The sequence below is a fragment of the Dyadobacter sp. NIV53 genome, from assembly GCF_019711195.1.
GTDB lineage: Bacteria > Bacteroidota > Bacteroidia > Cytophagales > Spirosomataceae > Dyadobacter.
In genome coordinates this window covers 3,932,243-3,947,973 of the sequence record NZ_CP081299.1, presented here as the reverse complement: position 1 = coordinate 3,947,973, position 15,731 = coordinate 3,932,243, and the positions used below count along the sequence as shown (strand labels likewise).

Annotated in this window: 14 protein-coding genes, 1 tRNA gene and 1 pseudogene; 8 read left to right on the top strand and 8 right to left on the bottom strand. The window is 39.9% G+C overall.

Annotated elements, in window-relative coordinates; translation table 11 throughout:
• Nucleotides 1-26 precede the first annotated feature (26 nt).
• The 5 genes from KZC02_RS31870 to KZC02_RS16085 all read right to left on the bottom strand — a co-directional run bounded on the left by KZC02_RS31870 (nucleotide 27) and on the right by KZC02_RS16085 (nucleotide 4,477).
• A complete protein-coding gene (locus tag KZC02_RS31870) occupies nucleotides 27-320 on the bottom strand; it encodes an OmpA family protein (protein WP_229253627.1) in 294 nt (97 codons plus the stop codon).
• 46 nt (nucleotides 321-366) lie between these two features.
• Nucleotides 367-1,269, bottom strand: coding sequence for a carboxypeptidase-like regulatory domain-containing protein (locus KZC02_RS16100; protein WP_229253626.1), 903 nt, complete (start codon nucleotides 1,267-1,269; stop codon nucleotides 367-369).
• An 84-nt stretch (nucleotides 1,270-1,353) separates the two neighbouring features.
• A complete protein-coding gene (locus KZC02_RS16095; RefSeq protein ID WP_229253625.1) occupies nucleotides 1,354-2,112 on the bottom strand; it encodes a DUF5672 family protein in 759 nt (252 codons plus the stop codon).
• Nucleotides 2,113-2,125: 13 nt separating this feature from the next.
• Nucleotides 2,126-3,103 (bottom strand): glycosyltransferase family 2 protein, encoded by a 978-nt coding sequence (locus KZC02_RS16090; protein WP_221389648.1) that lies wholly within the window; start codon nucleotides 3,101-3,103, stop codon nucleotides 2,126-2,128.
• 81 nt (nucleotides 3,104-3,184) lie between these two features.
• On the bottom strand, nucleotides 3,185-4,477 hold the full coding sequence (locus KZC02_RS16085) for a hypothetical protein (protein WP_221389647.1): 1,293 nt from the start codon (nucleotides 4,475-4,477) through the stop codon (nucleotides 3,185-3,187).
• A 107-nt stretch (nucleotides 4,478-4,584) separates the two neighbouring features.
• Here KZC02_RS16085 and KZC02_RS16080 point away from each other — a divergent pair, with 107 nt between their 5' ends.
• From KZC02_RS16080 to KZC02_RS16055, 6 genes and pseudogenes are all read left to right on the top strand, one after another.
• On the top strand, nucleotides 4,585-5,136 hold the full coding sequence (locus KZC02_RS16080; RefSeq protein ID WP_221389646.1) for a hypothetical protein: 552 nt from the start codon (nucleotides 4,585-4,587) through the stop codon (nucleotides 5,134-5,136).
• 49 nt (nucleotides 5,137-5,185) lie between these two features.
• Nucleotides 5,186-6,091: a nicotinamidase gene (locus KZC02_RS16075; protein WP_310590314.1), complete on the top strand. Its 906-nt coding sequence runs from the start codon at nucleotides 5,186-5,188 to the stop codon at nucleotides 6,089-6,091.
• A 152-nt stretch (nucleotides 6,092-6,243) separates the two neighbouring features.
• Nucleotides 6,244-9,108: pseudogene (uvrA, locus tag KZC02_RS16070) on the top strand (excinuclease ABC subunit UvrA).
• Between the two features lie 162 nt (nucleotides 9,109-9,270).
• A complete protein-coding gene (locus KZC02_RS16065) occupies nucleotides 9,271-9,699 on the top strand; it encodes an antitoxin Xre/MbcA/ParS toxin-binding domain-containing protein (RefSeq protein WP_221389645.1) in 429 nt (142 codons plus the stop codon).
• Between the two features lie 12 nt (nucleotides 9,700-9,711).
• Complete coding sequence (locus KZC02_RS16060; protein ID WP_221389644.1) at nucleotides 9,712-10,179, top strand: RES family NAD+ phosphorylase; 468 nt, start codon at nucleotides 9,712-9,714, stop codon at nucleotides 10,177-10,179.
• 199 nt (nucleotides 10,180-10,378) lie between these two features.
• Nucleotides 10,379-11,215 (top strand): fumarylacetoacetate hydrolase family protein, encoded by an 837-nt coding sequence (locus KZC02_RS16055; RefSeq protein ID WP_221389643.1) that lies wholly within the window; start codon nucleotides 10,379-10,381, stop codon nucleotides 11,213-11,215.
• A gap of 90 nt (nucleotides 11,216-11,305) precedes the next feature.
• On the opposite strand, the gene KZC02_RS16050 is transcribed toward KZC02_RS16055, so the two are convergent.
• From KZC02_RS16050 to era, 3 genes are all read right to left on the bottom strand, one after another.
• Nucleotides 11,306-11,704 carry a hypothetical protein gene (locus KZC02_RS16050; RefSeq protein ID WP_221389642.1) on the bottom strand — a complete coding sequence of 133 codons (399 nt, stop codon included), beginning with the start codon at nucleotides 11,702-11,704 and terminating at the stop codon, nucleotides 11,306-11,308.
• A 336-nt stretch (nucleotides 11,705-12,040) separates the two neighbouring features.
• Nucleotides 12,041-13,351, bottom strand: coding sequence for a ribosome biogenesis GTPase Der (gene der / locus KZC02_RS16045; protein WP_221389641.1), 1,311 nt, complete (start codon nucleotides 13,349-13,351; stop codon nucleotides 12,041-12,043).
• A gap of 91 nt (nucleotides 13,352-13,442) precedes the next feature.
• On the bottom strand, nucleotides 13,443-14,366 hold the full coding sequence (era, locus tag KZC02_RS16040) for a GTPase Era (protein WP_221389640.1): 924 nt from the start codon (nucleotides 14,364-14,366) through the stop codon (nucleotides 13,443-13,445).
• Between the two features lie 461 nt (nucleotides 14,367-14,827).
• On the opposite strand from era, the gene KZC02_RS16035 reads away from it, so the two are divergent.
• Together KZC02_RS16035 and KZC02_RS16030 are read left to right on the top strand one after the other, a co-directional pair.
• A tRNA-Met gene (locus KZC02_RS16035) sits at nucleotides 14,828-14,900 on the top strand.
• Nucleotides 14,901-14,963: 63 nt separating this feature from the next.
• A complete protein-coding gene (locus KZC02_RS16030; RefSeq protein ID WP_221389639.1) occupies nucleotides 14,964-15,185 on the top strand; it encodes a hypothetical protein in 222 nt (73 codons plus the stop codon).
• The last annotated feature ends 546 nt before the right edge of the window (nucleotides 15,186-15,731 follow it).

Here is a 15,731-nt window from a genome sequence, read left to right as displayed (position 1 = left end):
AAGTACTCTTGACTCTGAACTTTTAACTACACTTTAGTGATCTCAAACTCTACCCTCCTGTTCTTTCTGCGCTGTTCTTCCGATCCTGATTTTGTTAGTGGCCTGGTTGCGCCGTAACCTTTAGCCTCGATTCGTTTTTCGTCAATTCCTTTTTGTGTAAGATAATCACGAACTGCTTCTGCGCGGTTTCTGGACAATTCAAGGTTCTTATCCGCATCGCCAATACTGTCAGTATGGCCATCCACGCGAATTGTAATTTCGGGATTATCCTTCATCATTTGCACCAGGCGGTCAAGTTCGATATAGGATTCGGGTAGCAAAGTAAACTTCGATGTCTCAAAATATATATTGGGAAGTGCAATGGTTTCACCTTTGGCCAGCGGCGTAAGGAACAGATCCTTCGTAAAAGTTTTTTTTACCCGATGAGTCTGATGGTGCTATTTCAAGATTTGACCCGTAATATCCCTTTGCCCCAATTCTGAAATTATATTTCCCCTTCGAATCAAGGCCAATGCGATATGTTCCTGATGTTGACCTGTATTGAAGCGAATCCCCGTTTTCAAGATAAGTTATCTGCGCAGAAACGGGTTGTTTTGTTTTAGCATCATAGACGGTCCCTTTTATCACAGCCATTTCTTCTTCTTCAGCAGGTTCAGGCGTTTTGCTGATTATGACATCTTCCTTTTTGGGCGGTTCCGGTTTTTGTATTGGTGCTTTTGGTTTAACAGGAGCTTTGGAAAGTGCTTTTATTGGTTTTTTTGGCGGATTTTTTACACTTACCCCGTAAAAATTCCAGGACTGCTGCCCTTGTTTACTACGTCCTTCATAAAAGTCAAAGGTTTCAATTCCAGGCGTTAAACGTTCAAAATAAGCTACAAAATCAACTTTTTCACCTTTTGAAACAGTTCTCCTGTCGCTTGTAGGAATGTTTTCGGCTCTGATAAGCTTGAATTTTGTATTAATTTCTCCCGGCTTGTATAATCTGGTTTCCGGATCCAGCCAGATCTGGCTTGAACTTTTGCCCATATTTGGAGGTAACTTGAAATCCGGTGGAAGTTTGAATCCACGGGGAAGGGCCGGTTCAGCACTGGAACCATGTTCTGTAAACTGCAAATAAACAATGGTGTATTGCTCTGTAAGCTCAACCCGTTTGATCTTTACATAATCTGCGGATTGTTCTTCTACTTTGGGATTTTCAGTAGTTTGGCCGAAACTGGTATTAAAAAGGCCAATGGCACAAAAGAATACCAAAAGCGATTTCAGGTTCATAATGTTCGATATTAATTTTTAGTAAATATCTGCAAGAACGTACTAATGATCCGGATAGTTTGTTAAAAATTGTTAATGCGGCTTCTATGCTTTTATACCGATATAAGGAGCCCAAAAATCCGGATCGTAGCGCTCCCATGCATGGCAGGCGAATGGTAGCTGATTACTGGTAAGCTCAAATGTGGCAGCCGGGCTTTTCTCAAATGAAAAATGTAATGCTTCCATCCAGGCGGGTAATTTCAAAAATAATTTCATTGGAATAAGCCGCGTTGCTTCCTGCGAAAACAGCATATCTTCATTTCCCAGCCAGGCCGGATAAAACCAATTGTAAATCTTTAAGTAACGGATAAATGCAGGAATTCTGCGAAGTGAAAGTCCACCATTAAACACAATCCGGTTATCTGTCAGCGCTTTTGCATATTTATTTTTCGAATTTGCACCCAATGCATTAAATTCTTCCTGATGCAGAGACGGGGCTCCAATATAATCATAATCTTTTTTACACCATTCCAGTAATTCATCCCGAAATACGTAAGCATCAAGCTGATAGATCAGAATAAATTCAAAAGAAAGGAAAGTTTTATAAAATTCAAGAGATGTTAATAACCTGTTGTACGCATCTGTTCCTGTAAAATATTCATCTTCAAAAGAGAGCATCTCAATAGCCGGATATTCTGTTTTCAGCAAATCCAGATCCAGGCTGCGTGGTTTCACAATTTTAACCGGATAATGATGCAAAACAAGCATACACTGCCTGAGTGATGCTTGTTCGGCAACTGACAATACTGATTGATATACAGGAATTACAATGGCTACCGGAGAACTCTGATGGCTGATTTTCACTTTTTAGTTATTATTATTCAATCAGATCGCCTATTGCAGGCAACCACCAATCTTTGCTGCTAAATTTATAATAACCCTTCATTACATGATGTACAATCGGAGCGACTCTCATAAGCCGGTTTTCAGGAAGAGAAGCACGGCGCGTAAAATGCCGTTGCGACAAATAAAGTTTGATCAGCTTTTCCCTCGGTACAAACGGTATGGCCCTCAGCAACAAATAAAGCCCGTTAAGCTTTTCTGCTTTTTCTTTTAATGGCAAAAGTTTTTCTTCCCGGTCGCGGGTAAACCTGTCTTTCACTTTTACATGTTCAATCTTACTGCCAAACCCTACCTGCTGGCTTTCGTGCCTGCGATAGGAAATCAGTGTATCGGCAATAAAGCCGATTTTCTCTTCCAGGCTCAGAACCATGGCAATCCAGGCATCATGAATCAGGTCAGGAACGTTGACAGGAAATGGCATAAGCCTTTCCAGACATGATCTGCGAAGGGCCAGTGTAGCTCCCGTTACAACAAAACCATTGAAAAGAATTTCGTGTGGTTTCCCGTTCAGCCACTTTTGCTGCATGGATTTATTAAACTCAATTTCCTGCCAGATCGTATTTCCGGTGGGTTGTGAGTCATCGTCAATCATCATCCCGTCCGAAAACACTGCATCTTTATCCGCGTTATTTTTCAGATAATTAAGCTGTTTTTCTACTTTATCAGTTCGCCACATATCATCCTGGTCACAAAGGAAAATAATATCGCCCTGACAAAGTAACATGCATTTTTCAAAATTTTTGGTCGAACCCAGGTTCTCTTTATTGGAGTAAATAGCAACAGGAAACGAACTGCTTTCAGCGAATAATCTGATCACTTCAATGGTATTATCTGTTGATCCGTCATCGCATACAATTAGTTCATTTACCTTAGTTGTCTGATTAGCAATGCTCTCCAACTGCTGAGGCAGATATTTTGCCCCGTTGTAAGTGCACATAGCTACTGAAACCATAATGTGTATATAGATTTTATGACTTAAAACGGTGCAAGTTAAGAGCGAAATATCATTTTTTCCACAAATGACCTGTCTGTTTTACTTATAATTACTTCTAACGCTGCTAAAATAGATACGATTTTGTACTACATGCTGGTTTATTGCCCATTGTAAAGTCTTTGTATAGCCTTCGGCATTATGATAATAAACGAGCGGAATGCTTTTATCATATTGCCATTTCCTTACTGTTGATACAATTTGTGTATTCATCGACTTTAAAGCTACAAGATTATTGTAAAAAGTTACTCCCCAGAGTAATACAACAGCCCCTGCGAGATAATTTAAAAATGCTTTTTTCACAATTTTCATATCAAGCAGGATCAATAGTAATAATATAGGGATCGTAGCTGTGAAAAACATGTAGCGGGGCGCAATTCCACCTGCGGCTTTAGTTTCAAATCTTGAAATGGAAATAATAATACCTGTAAGTATTGGCAGGGAAAAGAGTGAATACAATAAAGGTTTTTTCAACGCATATCCTGAAAAGAAAAGATAAACCCAGAATAACAGAACGAAAGCGCCTGCAAACATACAAACCAGAATATTAAAATGCTGCCCGGAAGAAGGATTGATATACAGAAAACTTCCAAGAAATGTAAATAACAACCTTGCCATCCATTCAATTTTAAATGCTTCGCCTGACTGTCCGTGTATCTGGAAATCTATGAAAAACGTAACAATCAATATTGCCAAAGAAATAATCATCCATGTAACAAGGACAGGATATTTCTTTTGGGCAAATAACAGAAACACACCCAGCAATAAGGCCAGAAAGCCGTTTCCAAATGAAAAAACGCTAAAAAGTGCCAGAAAAACAGCCAACAGGAAATGAGGGCTTATAACTTTTTCTGTTTTGTCAAGTACGATCAGGCTTGTGAATGAAAAGAAAAATACGGTGTAATGCTGTATACCTGCCCAATAATAAAAGGATACCTGCCAAAGCGAAAAACTAAATAAGAAAGCTGTGATGAATAGAAAAGCCGTAGAGCTTAATTGCTTTTCTTTTTTAAAGACTGATACTATTATTCCAAAAAAGCCAAGCAAAAAAAGGTTTTGAAGAATGACAAGATGACCAAAATTCACTTGACCGAAAATACCAAAATAACCTGATGCTGCGAGTTTTGATAGTAAAATCCGGTGTTCGTTGTGCCGCAGAAATAGTACGGAAATCCTGTCAGAAAATGACTGGCTCTCAAAATAAAACTGTTTTATAAAAACCAGTGTTGCATCGTAATCATCGAAGGAAGGGATATTTAACGTATCATGAAATAATGTATACCAAAAGATTAAAAAAATGGCGATACTTAATATGACTGAGAAATATTTATCCATATCTGAATATTTTTGTCAAAAAACTTATTTGTCTTTTTGTGTGTAAGATTTGTAAAGTTATTCCCTATCTTGAAATTTTACATTAAAATTTATATAACAACTTATTTATGGCTTTATCTGATCAATTGAAAAAGGCTATTATTCAAATGCCGGTAAAAGAAAAAGATAAGTTGTTGCTAAGGCTTATTACAAAGGATGGCACGCTCAGCGACCGCCTTTATTTCGAATTGGTTGAAGATTCCACAACTATTCCTGAGCGCCGTGATGAAATCCTTCACAAAATAACCAGAGTTTCAAAATTTAACCAGAATACTCCTGGCTGGATTTTAATGGATATGAGAAACCTGAGCGGAGACATCAGCTACCACGTAAAAGTGACTAAAGATAAAATCGGCGGGATTGAATTAAATATTTTTTTGCTCAATACATTTTTTGAAATGTATTCGGATATACTAAAAACCTATTCATCCAAAGCAGATACCTGTGCTTTGTACATTGCAAAAAAGGCACAAACAATCTTAAACGGCCTGAACAAACTGGATGAGGATTATCGTGTTGATTATGTGAAAGATACTAATCGCATGTTAAAATACGTACATCAGCTTTGTTCGAGAATGTATGCAAAACAACTAGGCGTGCCAGAGGAATGGGGAGATTGATGATTAAGCTTTTTTGACAGGATTGCAGGATTAACAGGATGCGATATCGGTGGCACGACTGATCCATCAGGCCTTTTACGAAGCTTTGCGGGTCAGCCGCGTCACCGATCTAGCCGAACATTTCTATACAAAAATTAAAGAATATTTGTTAAAAGGCATGAAAAACGCAACCAAAACGGCATTACTTATTATTGATGCACAATATGATTTCTGCAATCCGAAAGGAACACTGTTTGTGCCTGGTGCAGAGAAAGATGTCGAGAAAATAGCACAGCTAATTGCCATTGAAGGCGAAAAGATCAGCGAGATTTTTGTTACACTTGATACGCACCATGTCATTGACATTGCTCATCCGCTCTTCTGGGAAGACCCGAACGGTAATACTGTTGCACCTTTTACATTAATCTCCTCGGCTGCTGTAAAAGCTGGCAAATGGATACCCCGTTACCATAAAGAACATGTTCTTGATTACCTGGAAACACTTGAATACGAAGGCGAATTTCAGCATTTTATCTGGCCTGAACATTGTTTGATCGGTTCCAAGGGTGCCTCTCTTGATGATACAATCATGCATGCGGTTTTGTCTTGGACACATCGTACAGGTAAAGATTACAAAGCCGTTTCCAAGGGTATTAATCCATTAACAGAGCATTTTGGCGTTTTTAAAGCACAGGTTTATGTTGATAATGCACCGGAGACTGAACTGAATAAAAGTTTCCTGGCCGAACTCGATGCATTTGATCTGGTATTGATTGCAGGTGAAGCGCGCTCTCATTGTGTTGCAACAAGCATTAAACAAATTGTAAGATACGCACCTGATCTGATTTCAAAAGTAACTGTACTGATTGATTGTATGTCTGATGTTACCAACTGGGGACATCTTGCAGATCCTATTTTTGCAGAAGCGAAACAAAAAGGTATGTTATTTAAAACATCCCGGGAAATTAAGATTTAAACGGGTCAACGTGTAGTAATTGTACGTTCAGAATTACATAAAAGTTTGACACCTTTCAATTTGCAAACACAAACTAAATGACCGATTTTTGGGTTAATACTTAGATCGGGTTTTTTCCCAAACACAACCCGTAAATTCTTGATTTTCTTTATATGATGCAATTACCTGTGCCGAGGATCGAAGCTTCCCAATTTGACAAGCTCGATCCCAGACAATATATTCTTATTAAAGGTGCGCGTGTAAACAATTTGAAAAGTGTTGATGTAGCCATTCCGCGTAATAAACTGGTGGTAATTACCGGGCTTTCCGGTTCGGGTAAGTCTTCCCTTGCCTTTGATACTTTGTTCGCCGAAGGACAAAGAATGTATGTAGAAAGTCTGAGCAGTTATGCACGTCAGTTTCTGGGACGTATGGAAAAGCCTGAGGTAGAGTACATTAAAGGGATTTCTCCGGCTATTGCGATCGAACAAAAGGTAAATACCCGGAATCCGCGCTCTACGGTTGGTACTTCTACCGAAATATATGATTACCTGAAATTACTTTTTGCACGCATCGGACATACATTTTCGCCTGTTTCCGGTGAATTGGTACGTAAAGATTCAGTAACAGACGTTGTGAATTTTATTCTGGGCCATGAAGAAGGCAAACGGGTTTTGATTCTTGCACCTTTGTTAATCAGGGAAGGACGGACACAACAGGAAGAATTGTCAATTTTACTTTCGAAAGGTTATAACCGTATTATGATCAATGAGAAAGTTGCTGAAATTGAAGACGTTCTGGAAAAACCGGAAATATATAGCCAGGCCGGAAATCAGATTTATATACTGGTAGACCGGGCTGCGGTAAAAAATGATGACGAAGACACACAATACCGGCTTTCAGATTCAGTGCAAACTTCTTTTTTGAAGGTGAAGGTACTTGTATTGTCCAGGTTGTAGATGGCGAAAGAAAGGAATTTTCTGACAAATTTGAACTCGATGGCATTACGTTTGAAGAGCCGACAGTAAACCTTTTCAGTTTTAACAATCCTTATGGTGCGTGTAAAAGATGTGAGGGTTTTGGAAAAGTTTTAGGGATTGATCCTGACCTGGTTATTCCTGATAAAAACCTGTCCGTATATGATGGTGCCATTGCGCCCTGGCGTACAGAAAAAATGAGTGAATGGCTCGTTCCTCTCGTACGGAATGGCGCCAAATTTGAATTTCCTATACACCGTCCTTACAAAGATCTTACAGCGAAAGAAAAAGATTTGCTTTGGACCGGGAATAAGCACTTTGACGGAATTAACAGTTTTATTTCAGAACTGGAATCGCAGACACATAAAATCCAGTACCGTGTGATGCTCTCGCGGTTTAGAGGCCGTACCAATTGCCCGGATTGCAGAGGTTCGCGTTTGCGGAAAGATGCTTCTTACGTAAAAGTGGCTGGTGCTTCCATTACTGACCTGGTTCTGATGCCGATACAGGATGTGCTTGCTTTTTTTAAATCTCTCGATATTAATGAACACGACCGGCAGATAGCCCGTCGGATTCTTACAGAAATAGAAACCCGACTGGAATATATGAGTCGTGTAGGTTTGGGATATTTAACTTTAAACCGCTTAACCAACTCATTGTCAGGTGGGGAATTCCAACGAATTAAGCTGGCCACTTCTTTGGGAAGTGCGTTGGTAGGTTCTATGTACATTCTGGATGAACCAAGCATCGGGCTACATCCGCGTGACACGCAGCGGTTGGTAGGTGTGCTTGAATCGCTTCGTGACCTGGGCAATACAGTGATTGTAGTAGAGCACGAAGAAGAAGTAATGCATGCGGCTGACCAGATTATTGATATCGGCCCGGAAGCGGGAACTGGCGGAGGCCACGTAGTTTTTCAGGGAAACTGGGATGACATACGGGCATGGAGAAATGATCCCTCCAATGACATCGAAGAACTGGAAATGAAATCTCATACACTTGAATTTCTGTTGGGTGAAGACTCAATACCTGTTCCCGTTGCACGCAGAAAATCCTTGCATTTCATCGAAATTAAAGGTGCAAGAGAAAATAATCTCAAAGACGTAGATGCGAAAATTCCATTGAACGCGCTGACTGTTGTGACAGGTGTGAGTGGTTCAGGAAAATCGACGTTGATACGTAAAATACTTTATCCTGCATTAATGCGCTTAAAAGGTGAATTCAGTGAGGATGTTGGTAAGTTTAACGAATTGACCGGAAGCCTTGACCGGATAGAAGCGATTGAAATGATTGACCAGAATCCGATCGGAAAGTCTTCGCGTTCCAATCCGGTTACTTACATAAAAGCTTATGATTATATCCGTCAGATGATGTCGGACCTTCCCTTGTCCAAATCCCGTGCATACAAGCCTTCTCATTTCTCATTCAATGTTGACGGCGGACGCTGCGAAATTTGTCAGGGTGAAGGACAGGTAAAAATTGAAATGCAGTTTATGGCTGATATTTACTTAACCTGCAGAAGGATGTAATGGAAAGCGTTTCAAACAAGAAATTCAGGAAGTGCTATATAATGGGAAAGACATTGCCGAAATCCTGGATATGACGGTTGATGATGCAATTGATTTTTTCAGGCAGCCAGAACCCAAATTGGCTGACAAACTAATGCCTTTACAGGAAGTCGGCCTGGGATATGTGCGTTTGGGACAATCTTCCAATACCTTGTCAGGCGGTGAAGCACAACGGGTAAAACTGGCTTCATTTTTGGGAAAAGGGTCTTCTAATAAAGGAAAAACCCTTTTCATCTTTGATGAACCTACTACCGGACTGCATTTTCATGACATAAAAAAATTATTAAAGGCCATTAATGCGCTTGTCGACCAGGGAGATAGTGTGGTCATTATTGAGCATAATATGGAAGTGATCAAATGTGCTGACTGGATTCTGGATCTTGGGCCGGAAGGCGGAGATGGCGGCGGTTACCTGACTTTTTCCGGTACACCCGAAGAAATGACAAAGCTAAAAGGGAATTATACTGCTGATTTTTTAAAGGAAAAGATTTAAGCAAAGGTATTAAGTTAGAAAATAAAAAAGGTTGCCACAAAGGCGCAAAGACACAATAATGTAAATTTTAGTGCCTTTGTAACAAAATCATTATTCACTTAATTTTAAAAGTGAAATAAGTCATTTATATTTGTGACAGAATTCCGCTTTTCAAGTTAATTTATGGCGCAATACAAAATAGTATCTGACAGATATATCCCTTATGGTTTAAAATCATTCTCTGATTTTACTATAATAAAAATTTCACGTGAAGGCATGCCTCGTTCAGCAGCTGATGAGGTGTCTGAGTTAGTGAAACTTACTGACAATGAAATGGCTTACCTTTTGGGCATGACACCCAGAAATCTTCACCGTATTCCTTCTGACAAGCGCCTGGGAACCGATGCCTCAGAAAGGCTGCTTCTTTTAAAAAACCTGTTAATTCATGCATTGGCTACTTTTGAAGGTAAAGACACAATTGTACGTAACTGGTTAAAAACACCATTATATGAGCTTAATGACCAAACTCCTTTGCAAATGATGGACACTATAACCGGCTTTGGCTTGGTAGACGATGTGTTGGGAAGATTGGACTATGGTCTTCCAGCCTGATAATATTGATTTATGTCAGTTGTTTACCGGATAATACGGGAAAAATTTCGTGATCAGGCTTTGTCTGCGGAAGGTAGCAGGTTATATGGTGCGCGCTGGAATCCAAGAGGTATTGGCATCCTTTACACCACTTCTACACCAGAACTTGGCCTAGTTGAAATGCTCGCTCACGCACCTGGCATCCCATATGAAGACCTCCCAACATATTGGCTTACCTCTATTCAGATTCCTGATGACATCCGTTATTATCAGCGGGATGAAATGCCCGCATTCTGGCAGGATAAAAATTATGAGATAACGCAGCATTGGCTCAACGACTGGTTAATAAAGCCCGATGTCCTTGCCATTGCTTTACCCTCAGTAATTGTCCCTTTTTCCCAAAATATTCTGCTTCATCCAAAACATGAGTTATTTGTTAAAATTCAATTAATCGCCCAGGAAAAAATCCCTATTGACCGGCGTTTATGGCGTATAGATTAATAATCAAAAACTTAATGCCATTCCGCTCTTTTCTGGATCTATAAAAAATTAAACAGAACACTCTTTGGCACAGCCAGGCACAACTTATTAGTAGCGTATTTCTTGAATTCGGTTTTATAAAATTATATACGCTAACGTCAAATAGAGTAAAGAAAATGCATTCAAAGCTTATTGTAGCATAAAATAAACATCCGCATCCATGAAATTGTATAAGACTGAACACGGAATATTACTTGAAAAAGATGACCTTTTCTATCGCTTGCACGAAACGGACTGGGATTTGGTAGTAAATCGGGATGATCTGTATGAATGGCTGGAATTGCAGGCTGAAAATCTAATTTTCTTAACCTTTACAGCAGATATCCCTTTTCCCGAAATTCTGGCACCTATTGGTTCACAGGAAGTGTGGGCCGCCGGAGTTACTTATTTCAGGAGCCGTACTGCGCGTATGGAAGAGTCGGAAGTTGCGGGTGGCGGTAGTTTTTATGACCGGGTTTATGAAGCGGATCGCCCTGAACTTTTTTTTAAATCTACTGCATGGAGGGTTATAGGAACACATGGAACAGTTCGTATCCGTAAAGATTCTACATGGGACGTACCAGAGCCGGAACTTACATTATTTGCTACATCATCCGGAACACTGGTTGGTTATACCATTGGTAATGATATGAGTTCCAGAAGTATTGAAGGCGAAAATCCCTTATATCTGCCTCAGGCAAAATCTTATACAGGAAGTGCTGCTTTGGGGCCATGTTTGTATGTTCCTGAAATAGCATTACCAGAAGATACGTCTATTGATCTGACCATTATCCGCCAGGGTGAAGAAGTATTTAACGGAGAAGTTACTTTGGCGCAAATGAGAAGAAAACCAGACGAATTGCTTCGTTATCTTTTCAGTGAGTTATCATTTCCACATGGCTGTTACCTGATGACCGGCACCGGAATCATCCCACCATCCGATTTTACACTGCAAACAGGCGATATTATCCATATCATCATTGAACCGATTGGTACGCTTACCAATGTTGTGGCGTAATTTTTGGTTGATTAAATTAAAATTTTAACACAAAAAAAGCAAGATCGGAGAATCTTGCTAAATCAACTTTATAATTACAGAGACGAATTTTCAGGCTTTACCAAATGAAGACGAGCCAACAAAAGCATACACTATTCCTTTGACAACACTTACCAGTTTGGTTACAATCGAATCGTCACTTTCTTTTTCATCCTCTGCTAAAAACAGTGAAGATGGCCCTTCTTCAATCACTCTCTGGTTAAGTGTTACTATTCCAGACAATTTGTTAGCCACTTCCTGTGTGAAAGAAACTTCCGGCTGCCGTGGCACAGAAGCATGTTTAACATGGGTTTTGGACGAACCTGCTTTTTTAGCTGCTATCTGATCCATCCGGCATTCTTTACCTGCCTGCAACTTTTTATGTGCTACAAACATATTATGGGAATATCCGGTAGCTCCTGCCTGAAGACTGAAAAGAACTAAAAGAGTAAGAAGTTTAATGATTTTCATGGCTATGTTATTTTTATGTCTTTTAGAAAATGTCTCTGCTTAAAGTCGATGTAACTAATTAACAATACAAATATATATGTTTTAAATGGTATCTTGCAATACATAGTACCTTGTTTTTAACATTTTTTATAAAATATTTTTTTCGGTACTTATTTCCGCTTGTTTTCGGCTGCACATTCATTGATTAACAGATGTAAAAATAATAGATATAGTTGCACCAAGTCATAAAAAAAAGATGAACCGTGGTTAAAAATGACCGAACCGTAGAGATTGTCAGATAAAACAAAAGCCGGTGAAAAATTTTCACCGGCTTTTGTTTTATCTGTAACTGAAATTTTATTTCTCCCGAAAGAAAATTGTAATGGGTGCACCGCTGAAATCAAAGTGCTCGCGCATCCGGTTTTCCAGATAACGCAGGTAAGAATCTTTTACATGCTTTGGATTACTGCTAAAAAATATAAAAGTCGGGGATGGTGTTGGCAGCTGTATCATATATTTGATATTGATAAACTTGCCACGATCTGCCGGCGGCGGATTTTTTTCAATTTCCTTCTGCATGATATCATTCAATTTAGAAGTCGAAATTTTCTTGGTCTTGTTCTGATATACTTCCATCGCTTTTTCCATAACCTGATGAATCCGCTGTTTTTCAACAACAGATGCAAAAATAACGGGCATGTAATTCATCGGTGCAAGCCGCTCCAAAAGATTCTTTTTGAATGTGTCCGCAGTTTTAGAATCCTTTTCAATCAGGTCCCATTTATTAACCATGATCACAATTCCCTTTTTAGCTTTATCCGCCAAACCAATGATTGTAAGATCCTGACCTTCAAGACCAAGTGTAGCATCCAGTAAAACAATACAAACGTCGGACTCTTCCATTGCCTTTACAGAACGCAATGTAGAATAATATTCAATGTCTTCATTTACACGTGATTTACGGCGCAAACCAGCTGTATCCGTCAGAATGAATTCCATTCCAAATGCTTTGTAATGCGTATGAATTGCATCACGTGTTGTTCCTGCTATGTCCGTTACAATACTTCGGTCCGTTCCGGTTAGAACATTCAGAAACGATGATTTTCCAACATTCGGACGGCCCATAATTGCAATACGCGGAATACCTGCCTCAGGATCTTCAATTCCTGCGGTTTCAAAATGTGTAATTACGGCATCCAGTAAATCTCCTGTTCCAAACCCTGTCTGAGCAGAAATTGCAAATATTTCATCCCCAAGGCCCAGTTCATAAAATTCTGCAGCCGACTGATACCTTTCTGTTGTTTCAGCCTTATTAGCTACCAGATAAACCGGTTTGTTAAAACGACGCAGCACATTTGCAAAATCCTTATCCAGATCCGTAAGTCCTGTTACAGTATCCACCATAAACAAAACAACTGTTGATTCTTCCAGTGCCAGTTCAACCTGTTCGCGGATTGCACCCTCAAAAATATCTTCGGAACCCACAACATAACCGCCTGTATCAATAACGGTAAAATATTGGTCTGTCCATTCTCCATAACCATAGTGACGGTCACGGGTAACGCCGCTCTGGTTATCCATGATTGCCTTACGGCTCTCGGTAAGCCTGTTAAAAAGTGTAGATTTTCCCACGTTCGGGCGACCTACTATTGATATTATATTTGCCATTTTTATTCTATTGCCATTAAAACGTGATCCGGAAAAGAATCATCTTTTCCTCCTGTCGGCTGTTGCGGTTATTATTAATAATTAATTTACTCTATTCTTCATATCCGAACTGGCGAAGTTTTTTGTCATTACTTCTCCATTCCGGTTCAACTTTTACATGCTGTTCTAAAAACACTTTTTTACCAAAAAATGCTTCCATATCCTGACGGGCCTGCATTCCTATCTTTTTAAGCATTTCTCCTTTTTCACCAATAATGATACCTTTCTGGCTTTTCCGTTCAACGAGAATTTCTGCACGGATTACGATGATATCATCTCTTTCTTTAAATTCTGAAATAATTACCTCGGAACTGTATGGAATTTCCTGACGGTAATTAAGAAATATTTTTTCCCTCACAATTTCAGAAGCAAAGAAACGCTCCGGTTTATCCGTTAGTTCATCTTCATTGAAATAAGGAGGATGAAAAGGCAAACGGGTGATAACGGCATCGAACAAAGTCTGGATGTTGGCATTATGCAGAGCCGAAATAGGAATGATAGCAGCAGGCTGGATTTGGGTTTCCCATACATCCATCTTTCTTTTCACCTCTTCATCAGACGAAAGATCAATTTTATTTAAAACCAAAATTACCGGTGCATCTGTTCTGATAAGTAAAGGTAGTACATCATGATCCGTAGCTTTCTCTCCCACTTCTGTCACAAACAAAACCACATCGGCGTCCTCCAATGATCCTTTGACGAACGTCATCATCGAATCGTGCAGTTTATAAGCTGGTTTTAATACACCAGGTGTATCGGAATACACGAGCTGAAAAGGAATATCTTCATGTTTACCATTCAGGATCCCCATAATACGGTGACGCGTTGTCTGTGCTTTTGACGTGATGATAGACATTTTTTCTCCTACCAATACATTCATAAGCGTCGATTTACCTACATTAGGCTTACCAATAATACTTACAAACCCGGCACGATGATTACGAAGCGGGGCGACATTTTCTATATTTTCTTCCATAAATTTTTTAATTATATTTCGTTGGTCAAGGAATAATTTTAATCTTAAACAACGAAACTATCTGGCCGCCACAGTTAACCGGTCATTCAGCATGCGATTGTTATATTGCTGTATAAAAGCCTTTATCTGTAATTCTTCGGGCCTTGCATGGCGGGTAATTTATCCTTCAAATTATCTTTCAGGCGCTTAGCTTCCTGATAATTATACAAAAGTACGGTTTTCCGGCCATGAAATTGCAATATAAGGTTCGTGTTATCCCATTGATACTTACACCATCATACATTTACAACCAAGCCAAAAGATGATTTTTTGTTACAGTATTTTAAAATAAGCTACGGTTGCGACCGGAGTTAATAAAAGATAGCAAAGGGTAATGAAAAATATTATTTAAAAGTTTTTTACAAAAATAGTTGTTTTTTCTGAAACATTTATCGTATGTTTGCACTCCAATTCAACGACACCGCGGGATGGAGCAGTTGGTAGCTCGTTGGGCTCATAACCCAAAGGTCGCTGGTTCGAGTCCAGCTCCCGCTACAAAAGAAAGGTCACTATCGAAAGATGGTGGCCTTTTTACGTTTTCAGACTTAAGATCGTTGTGTGCATAATTCAAAGGTCGATGGTTCGACCGGGCAGGCGTACCTGGACAGCTCCCGATACAAAAGAAAGGTCACTATCGAAAGATGGTGGCCTTTTTACGTTTTCAGGCTTAAAGGTCGTTGTGTGCATAATTCAAAGGTCGATGGTTCGACCGGGCAGGCGCTCCTGGACAGCTCCCGCTACAAAAGAAAGGTCGCTATCGAAAGATGGTGGCCTTTTTAAGTTTTCAGGCTTAGAGGTCGCTGTGTGCATAATTCAAAGGTCGATGGTTCGACCGGGCAGGCGTACCTGGACAGCTCCCGCTACAAAAGAAAGGTCACTATCGAAAGATGGTGGCCTTTTTACGTTTTCAGGCTTAAAGGTCGTTGTGTGCATAATTCAAAGGTCGATGGTTCGACCGGGCAGGCGCTCCTGGACAGCTCCCGCTACAAAAGAAAGGTCGCTATCGAAAGATGGTGGCCTTTTTAAGTTTTCAGGCTTAGAGGTCGCTGTGTGCATAATTCAAAGGTCGATGGTTCGACCGGGCAGGCGCTCCTGGACAGCTCCCGCTACAAAAGAAAGGTCACTATCGAAAGATGGTGGCCTTTTTACGTTTTCAGGCTTAGAGGTCGCTGTGTGCATAATTCAAAGGTCGATGGTTCGACCGGGCAAGCGCTCCTGGACAGCTCTCGCTACAAAAGAAAGAGGGCGTCTCAAATTCAAATTGAGGTGCCCTCATTCGTTTCGATTTTCTTGTATTAGGATTTGGTGGTTTGGTAGCATTGTTAA